The following is a 7,595-nucleotide window of genomic DNA, read 5'->3' as shown; positions in this document are numbered from 1 at the left end:
ACTGATCCACCCCGAAGGGCTTCACCGTTCGACTTGCATGTGTTAAGCACGCCGCCAGCGTTCGTCCTGAGCCAGGATCAAACTCTCCGTGAATGTTTACCGGTGATCCGGTTCACACCCGCGTTGAGCGGCACGGCAACCACCGGAATAAGGCGGCCCCGCGCACTGCGTCCTCGCTAGTGTTTATTTCAAAAGGAATCTCCAACCCCAGAAAATCTGAGGCCGGGGATGTCAACATATCTGGCGTTGACTTTTGGCACGCTGTTGAGTTCTCAAGGAACGGACGCTTCCTTCGAGCCGCCTTCCAGCGGGCCCTCTGGGCGCTTCGTTCTTTCGTGTTTCCAGCTTATCAGATGTTTTCCGCTCCGTTTCCGGGGCTTCGTCATCCAACTCGCCGGTGTCTTCCGGGGCTTGACGCCCTGTCCGACGTTTCAAACTCTAGCCGATCCCCGCTCCGAAAAGCGAATCCAGCCGAGTCCGACCACAATCCGATAAAACGTGCACACCGAATAAGCACCCTGCCGCGATGCGAAAACGCAAACGCGACCCGGCGCGAACCAGGAAGTGGTGTTTCAAGGGATTGGCTACCCCGGGGCCGTCCGCGCTGACGCGTGTCCGGTGCTCCCTGCCAGGCAGCTCGAAGAACACTAGACCTCTGGCACAGCCGAGTCAAGCTCCGCAACCGGATTCTCGGCGTCCGCCTCGGCCGGCAGCTGGAAGGCCAGGACGGCGACGTCGTCGTCGTGCTCCGAGGTGACCCCCATCGCCCGCAGCAGGCGGGCGCAGATGACCTCGGGGGCGCCGATCGCGCCGGTGAGGGTGCGGGCCAGGAGGTCGAGTCCCTGGTCGATGTCCTCGTCGCGGCGTTCGACCAGGCCGTCCGTGTAGAGGACGCCGGTGGTGCCGGGCAGCAAGCGCAGGGTGTGGGAGACGTGCAGGCCATCGCCGGTGCCGAGCGGGGGGCCGTTCTGTTCCTCGCTGCGCAGGACGGTGCCGTCCGGGCAGCGCAGCAGCATGGGGAGGTGGCCGGCGGACGCGTAGGTGAGGGTGCGGCGGCACGGGTCCCAGACGGCGTAGGTGCAGGTGGCGATCTGGTTGGCGTCGATCTCCATGGCGAGGCCGTCGAGCAGGCGCATCACCTCGTGCGGGGGCAGGTCGAGGCGGGCGTAGGCGCGGACGGCGGTGCGCAGCTGTCCCATCACGGCGGCGGCCCGCAGGCCCCGGCCCATGACGTCGCCGATGACGAGGGCGGTGCGGCCGCCGTCGATGGCGATGACGTCGTACCAGTCGCCGCCGACCGCGGCCTCGGCGCCGCCGGGCTGGTAGGTGGTGGCGACCCGCAGGCCGGCGGGCTGGTCGAGCTTCTGCGGGAGCAGGCTGCGCTGGAGGGTGACGGCGGCTTCGCGCTGGCGGCGTTCGGCCTCGCGGAGGCGGGCGGCGGCGAGGACCTGGTCGGTGACCTCGGCGGCGAAGATCAGGACGCCGGCGGGCGGGCAGTCCGCCGGGGCGTCGCCGGTGTCGCCGGGGCCGAGCGGGACGCAGGAGACGTTGTAGTAGCGGTTGCCGGTGAGGCCGAGGATGCAGCGGGCCTTGACGCTGCGGGGACGGCCGCCGCGGATGACCTGGTCCATCAGGGGGAGGACGCCCATGGTGCCGAGCTCGGGGAGGGCTTCGCCGGCGGGCAGGCCGGTGCGGCGCTCGCCGAAGAGCTCGCGGTAGGCGCGGTTGGTGTAGCCGAGCTGGTGGGCCGGGCCGTAGGTGACAGCGACCGGGGCGGGGATGCGGTTGAGGACCTCGCGCAGGTGCTGGGGTTTGTGCGGGTCGAGGAGTTCGGCGACGGTGGCCGGGTTGCTCGGGTCCCGGGGGCTGGGGACGACCACGGTGTCGGCGGAGGGCGTGCCCTCGTCGGTGCCGGCCCCGTTGGACGGGGTGGCACGCCAGGGGACCCCGGTGAGCCGGGCGCTCCAGCGCATGAGGTTCAAACGACGGCCACTTCCTCGTTTTCCAGTCATATCATCACCTTTTGTGTGCGCAGCAACACATGGGGTAATGACCAGTTCGGGCTGATCCTGTCAGGCGATGGCCCGGTTCCGGAAGTCGCGCGCCCGGCGTGGCCGTCCGAACGGCCCCCGGGCGGAATCCTCCGTGCCGCTCACCGGGAGGCTTCCGGTCCGCCGCCGGGCGGCCGGCCGGGCCCGGGGTCGAACCCCGCCTCGAAGTCCGAACGCCCGTACTCGATGCCGCCCAGCGAGACCACCTCGCGGGAGAACACCCCGCCGAGCACCCAGTCCATCAGCACCCGCACCCGGCGCTCCCGGCTCGGCAGCCGGCGCAGGTGCCGGGCCCGGTGCAGCCACCAGGCCCGCCGCCCGGTGAGCCGGCCGCCGCGCCGGGTGTGCGTGACGGCCCGGCCCAGGCCCAGCGAAGTGGAGCAGGCGGCGGGGCCCGGCCGGTACGGGGCCAGGCCGGGCGCGTGCGGTCCGCCGTCCAGGGCCACCGCGAGGTTGCGGGCGAGCAGGTCGGCCTGGGCGAAGGCGTGCTGGGCGTTGGGGGCGCAGGGCGCGCCGTCCGCGTGCGGGTCCGGGACGGCGGCGCAGTCGCCGACCGCCCAGACGCCGGGCAGCGCGCGCCCGTCCGGTCCGACCGCCTGCAGGGTGGCCAGGCAGCGGACCCGGCCGAGGGTGTCCAGCGGCAGGTCGGTGGCGCGCAGCAGCGGGGCGGGCCGCACGCCGGCCGTCCAGACCAGGGTGCGGGCGCCGAAGCGGCTGCCGTCCGAGAGCGCCGCGACCTGGTCGACGGTGGACTCCAGGGTGGTGCGCAGCCGGACGTCGACGCCGCGTTCGCGCAGCTCGCGGAGGGTGTGGGCGGCGAGTTCGGGCGACTCCTCGGCGAGGATCCGGTCGGTGGCCTCGACCAGCACCCAGCGCAGGTCCTCGGCGGCGACGTTGTGGTACTGACGGACGGCGGTGCGGGTCATGTCCTCCAGTTCGGCGAGCGCGCCGACGCCCGCGTAGCCGGCGCCGACGAAGACGAAGGTGAGCGCGGCCTGGCGCAGTGCGGGGTCGCGGGTGGTGGCGGCCAGGTCGAGCTGTTCCAGGACGTGGTTGCGCAGGTCGACGGCCTCGCCGACGGTCGAGAAGCCGCGGCCGTGCTCGGCGAGGCCGGGCACCGGCGCGGTGCGGGGGGCCGAGCCGGCGGCCACCACCAGGAGGTCGTAGGGGAGTTCGATCGGTGCGGGGGGCTCACCCGGCCCGGCGGCGTCGGCGAGGACCCGGCGGGCGGCGTGCTCGATGCGGGTGATCCGGGCGGTGAGCACCCGGCAGTCGGGCAGGGCCCGGCGCAGCGGGACGACGATGTGCCGGGGATCGATCGAGCCGGCCGCGACCTCGGCCAGCAGTGGGTGGTAGGTGAAGTAGGCCCGGGGCTCGACGACGGTGATCTCCGCTTCGCCGCGCCGGATCCGGTCCCGCAGCCCGCGCTGGAGGTTCAGCGCGGAGGCCATTCCGGCACAGCCGCCGCCGGCGATCAGGATTCGGATGGTGCACCTCCTGACGATGTGACGATTCGTCCCGGCCTCGCGGCCGGGGGTGTCCCCCCATCACGCCCCCCTATGAAGGACCGGCGGGGGCGGTCTTGTCCACAGCCCGTACGCCCCCGGTCGTGGCGGCCGGGGCCGGAGTGGCCAGTTGTGCTGCCCGGACGACTTTCTGACGCACTTTCGGACGCGAAGAGGCGTGAACTATGGTCGGATTGTGTACCGGAGCGGCCACCGCCACGACCATCGGCGGCGACGCACCGTGGATCGGCCACTACGGCCTGTTCCAGCGTTGGCGCGCGGACCCGACTGCGGGACAGTCATCCGGGGAAGGGTAGTTCCCGGACGAGGCCCCGGACCGGGCCGACGTGCCGGGCCGGAGCACCCGGCCCGGCCGCACGAACCACCACCGTGGTCGACGGGACGGGACGGGTCGCACGAGCGATGGATCATCGGGTCTTTTCTGACGGATCGAGCTGCACCGGGGGGTGCAGAGGCGGGCGACGACGGGTACTGGTTTCGGACGCCTGCGGGGGAGAGTTGGGATGATGGAGCAGAAGCAGGTGTTGGGGCGGGTGGACACACCGCACGCCGGCCAGGGCACGGTGCCGGAGCAGCGCGGTCCGGTGGACCTGCCGCCGCCGTTCGACGCGGCGCGGTCGGACTCCGTACCGGCCGCTCAGGCCGTCCAGGCCGTTCAGACCGTCCAGTCGGGAGCGCCGGCCGCCTACGCGGGTGCGCCGTACCGCGCGGAGCCGCCGCAGGCCGCTCCCACGGTGCCCGGGGCCCGGCTGCGGGTGGATGCCCGGCGGAACCTGGAGAGCGTGCTGCGGGCCGCCCGCGAGGTGTTCGGCGAGTTCGGCTACGACGCCCCGATGGAGGAGGTGGCGCGCCGGGCCGGAGTCGGCGTCGGCACCGTGTACCGGCGCTTCCCGAGCAAGGAGGTGCTGGTCCAGCGGATCGCCGCCGAGGAGGTGGCCTGGCTGACCGACCAGGCACGGGAGTCGCTGTACGGCGGGGACGGCGCCTGGGACGCGCTGGCCGGCTACCTGGCGCGGGCGGTGAGCACCGGCGCCGGGCGGCTGCTGCCGCCGGAGGCGTTCCGGTACGCGGAGGAGCTGGGCCGGGTGCCCGAGCCGCGGCTGCCGGAGCAGCCGGCCGTCGTCCGTTTCGACCCGCGCGGCGAGGACGAGCGGTCCGACGCGGGCGAGCCCTCGGCGGCGGACGCCGATCCCCGGCTGCTGCTCCAGTTACTGGCCGCCCTGGTGGCGCGGGCCGGCGCGGCGGGCGAACTGCGCCCGGGCGTCACGGTGTCGGACGTGGTGCTGGTGCTGACGGCGTCGGTGCCGGTGCACGCGGCGCGGACGGCCGTGGCGGGCGGCGGGTTCGGTGCCAACACTCCTCAGGCGGACGGGCAGCCCGCCGCCGGGCCCTCGGACCGGCTGCTGCAGATCCTGCTGGACGGCCTGCGGGCGCGCTGACCCGGCTTCGGGGCGCTCCGGCCCGGCGTCGTACGCGCCGGACGGGCCCGGGGAGTTGAGCGGACCACCGGCGCGCGGACTGGTCACGCGCGCCGGGTGCGGGCGGCGCGCGACCCCGTGCCGCGCGCCGGGCGAACACATCCGCGACGGCCCCACGGAAGAGTGGGTACCGGCCGGTCCGGCTACCGGCCCGCGCTGCGCTATGCCATCCTTTGCCCGTGGTTGGAGCCAATGTCCGGATGCGCGCCCTTCGCGCGCCGTCGGCGCCGCACGCCGGGGAACAGTGCGCCTACGCACTCCCGCGCGCCCTGCCACACTACGGGGGCTGTCGTGGAATCTGGGGTCCGTTGTGAGCGCCGAGGAACAGAACGACTACGGGCACGGCCTCGACTTCGGGGGCCCGTCCGGTAGTACGGCCGAAGGATCCGCCGCGGGCCCCGGCGGTGCCGCCCACGCGCCCGGCGCCGCGGCCGGTCCGGGCGCCGGACACGTCCCCGACCAAGCCGGGATGCCGAGCCGCGAATCGCTGTCCGCCGCACCGCTGCCGCCGGGCCGGGTGCCCGGCCAGGCCCCGGCCGGGCGCGGCGGTGTCGCCCCCGAGGCCTTCGTCGGCGGCGGCCGCCCCGTGCGCCGCACCGTGCCCGCCCCCGCCGACCCGGTGGACGGCGAGCGCCCGCCCGCCGACGCCGAGTTGACCGCCCGGGTCCGGGCCGGCGACGACACCGCGTACGAGGAGATCTACCGCCGGCACGCCGACTCGGTGCGCCGCTACGCGCGCACCTGCTGCCGCGACAGCTTCACGGCCGAGGACCTGGCCGGCGAGGTCTTCGCCCGCACCCTGCAGGCACTCAGGGCCGGCAAGGGACCGGACTTCGCCGTCCGCGCCTACCTGCTGACCGCCGTGCGCAACGTCGCCGCCGCCTGGCACCGCAGCGAGCGGCGCGAACAACTCGTCGACGACTTCTCGGTGTTCGCGCAGACCTCGGCCGCCGTCGCCGAGTTCGACCTGGCCGACCCCGGCGCCGACGCCTGGGCGATGGCCATGGCCGACCAGCGCATGGTGATGCAGGCCTATGCCGAACTCCCCGAGGACGACCGGGTGGTGCTCTGGCACACCGAGGTCGAGCGGGAGTCCCCGAAGACCGTCGCCGTGATGCTCGGCAAGACCGCCAACGCGACCGCCGTCCAGGCCCACCGGGCCCGCGACCGGCTCGCCGCCGCCTTCCTGCAGGCTCACGTCTCCGGCAGCCAGGCCAGCTCCTGCGAGGCGTACGCCAACCGGCTCGGGGCGTACGCGCGCGGCTCGCTGCGCAAGCGGGCCTCGGCGGAGGTCGGCCGGCACCTCAAGGAGTGCGACCGCTGCACCGCGGCCTGCCTCGAACTGACCGAGATCAACACCGGACTGCGCGCGCTGCTGCCCGGCGGCGTGCTGGTCTGGGTCGGCGTCGGCGGGGCCGGCGTGGCCGCGGCCGCCGTGGGCGGGGTCGCGGCGTTCGGCGGCGCGACGGCCGTCGCCGGTGCCGGTGCCAGTACGAGCGGTGCCGCGGCGGCCGGTGGCGGTGCCGCCGGGGCCGGTGCGGCCTCCGGAAGCGGCGGGGCCGCCGGGGCGGCGGCCGGCGAGGGCCTGGGCGCCGCCGCCAAGGCGGGCATCGCCGCCGCGGTCGCGGTGGCCGCGGCCGCCGTCGCCGCGTACGCGCTCACCGGCTCGCCCGAGCCCGCGCCCCCGGTGGCCGCTCCCCCGGCCACCAGTGCGCCGGCCGTCCCCAGCCCGGCGCCCCCCGCGCCGCCGGCCCCGGCCCTGGCGCCCAGCAGCGCCGCCCCGGCCCCGGAGGAGCCGGCGCCGAGCGAGCCGCCGGCCCCGGCGCCGACACACGCCCCGACGCCCACGAAGGCGCCGCGGACCGCGCCGCCCGTCCGGAACGACCCGGCGCCCGCGCCCGCGCCCGCGCCGGTCGACGCACCGACGCCGGTGCCCGAGCCGACGATCCCGCCGGTGCCGGTGCCGGACGTCCCGGACATCCCGGTGCCGACGATCCCGACGATCCCGACGATCCCGCCGGTCCCGACGCCGACCGTCGAACCGCCGTCGCCGCCCGCGCCCAGCGACTTCTGGGCCGACGCGCTGCCGGTGGTCAAGCCCGGCAACAACCGGGTGCCGCCCGCCGGGCCGAGCATCCGGCAGAAGGGCAGCGACAAGTTCCGGCAGCGCGACGGCGCCTGGATCGGCGGCGAGTACCACCCGCACGCGGTCACCGTGCACGCGCCGGCGACCACCCTGATCGACCTCAACCGCGGCTGCACGTCCTTCGACGCCGTGGCCGGGGTGGACGACGCCACCCTCTCGCCGGGCGGTGTGGTCTTCACCGTCCAGGGCGGCGACGGGAGCACCCTGTGGCGCTCCCCCGCACTGGGCGGGGGCGACGACGCGGTGCCGGTGCACGTGCCGCTGGCCGGGCAGACCTCGATCCGGCTGGTGGTCACGCCGGTGCACGGGATCTGGTCGGCGCTGAACATCGCGGACTGGGCCGAGGCCCGGTTCAGGTGTTCCTGAACCGGGCCCCGGTGGACGGCGGGTGCGG

3 protein-coding genes, 1 rRNA gene and 1 pseudogene are annotated in these 7,595 nt (G+C 74.9%); 2 read left to right on the top strand and 3 right to left on the bottom strand.

Features of this window, described 5'->3' with window-relative positions; genetic code table 11:
• From ACPC54_RS05750 to ACPC54_RS05740, 3 genes and pseudogenes are all read right to left on the bottom strand, one after another.
• Positions 1–93: ribosomal RNA gene (locus ACPC54_RS05750) — 16S ribosomal RNA — on the bottom strand; the annotation flags it as partial.
• A 596-nt stretch (positions 94–689) separates the two neighbouring features.
• Positions 690–1,982 (bottom strand): annotated as a pseudogene (locus tag ACPC54_RS05745) (SpoIIE family protein phosphatase); the annotation flags it as partial.
• A 170-nt stretch (positions 1,983–2,152) separates the two neighbouring features.
• The gene (locus tag ACPC54_RS05740; RefSeq protein ID WP_498961531.1) at positions 2,153–3,502 is read right to left on the bottom strand and encodes an NAD(P)/FAD-dependent oxidoreductase; all 1,350 of its coding nucleotides are present in this window, start codon (positions 3,500–3,502) and stop codon (positions 2,153–2,155) included.
• A 578-nt stretch (positions 3,503–4,080) separates the two neighbouring features.
• Here ACPC54_RS05740 and ACPC54_RS05735 point away from each other — a divergent pair.
• Both ACPC54_RS05735 and ACPC54_RS05730 read left to right on the top strand, forming a co-directional pair.
• Positions 4,081–5,016, top strand: coding sequence for a TetR/AcrR family transcriptional regulator (locus ACPC54_RS05735; RefSeq protein ID WP_498961529.1), 936 nt, complete (start codon positions 4,081–4,083; stop codon positions 5,014–5,016).
• Positions 5,017–5,524: 508 nt separating this feature from the next.
• Entirely contained in the window at positions 5,525–7,567 is a 2,043-nt protein-coding gene (locus ACPC54_RS05730) for a sigma-70 family RNA polymerase sigma factor (protein ID WP_498961527.1), read from the top strand.
• The last annotated feature ends 28 nt before the right edge of the window (positions 7,568–7,595 follow it).

The organism is Kitasatospora sp. NPDC094028, from assembly GCF_049543595.1.
Lineage (GTDB): Bacteria > Actinomycetota > Actinomycetes > Streptomycetales > Streptomycetaceae > Kitasatospora.
This window is presented reverse-complemented; position numbering and strand designations above follow the sequence as displayed.

Bases quoted from the DNA above. Each gene is read 5' to 3' on its own strand.
- ACPC54_RS05740 (WP_498961531.1), bottom strand. From the start codon at position 3,502: ATGGCCTCCGCGCTGAACCTCCAGCGCGGGCTGCGGGACCGGATCCGG.
- ACPC54_RS05735 (WP_498961529.1), top strand. From the start codon at position 4,081: ATGATGGAGCAGAAGCAGGTGTTGGGGCGGGTGGACACACCGCACGCC.
- ACPC54_RS05730 (WP_498961527.1), top strand. From the start codon at position 5,525: ATGCCGAGCCGCGAATCGCTGTCCGCCGCACCGCTGCCGCCGGGCCGG.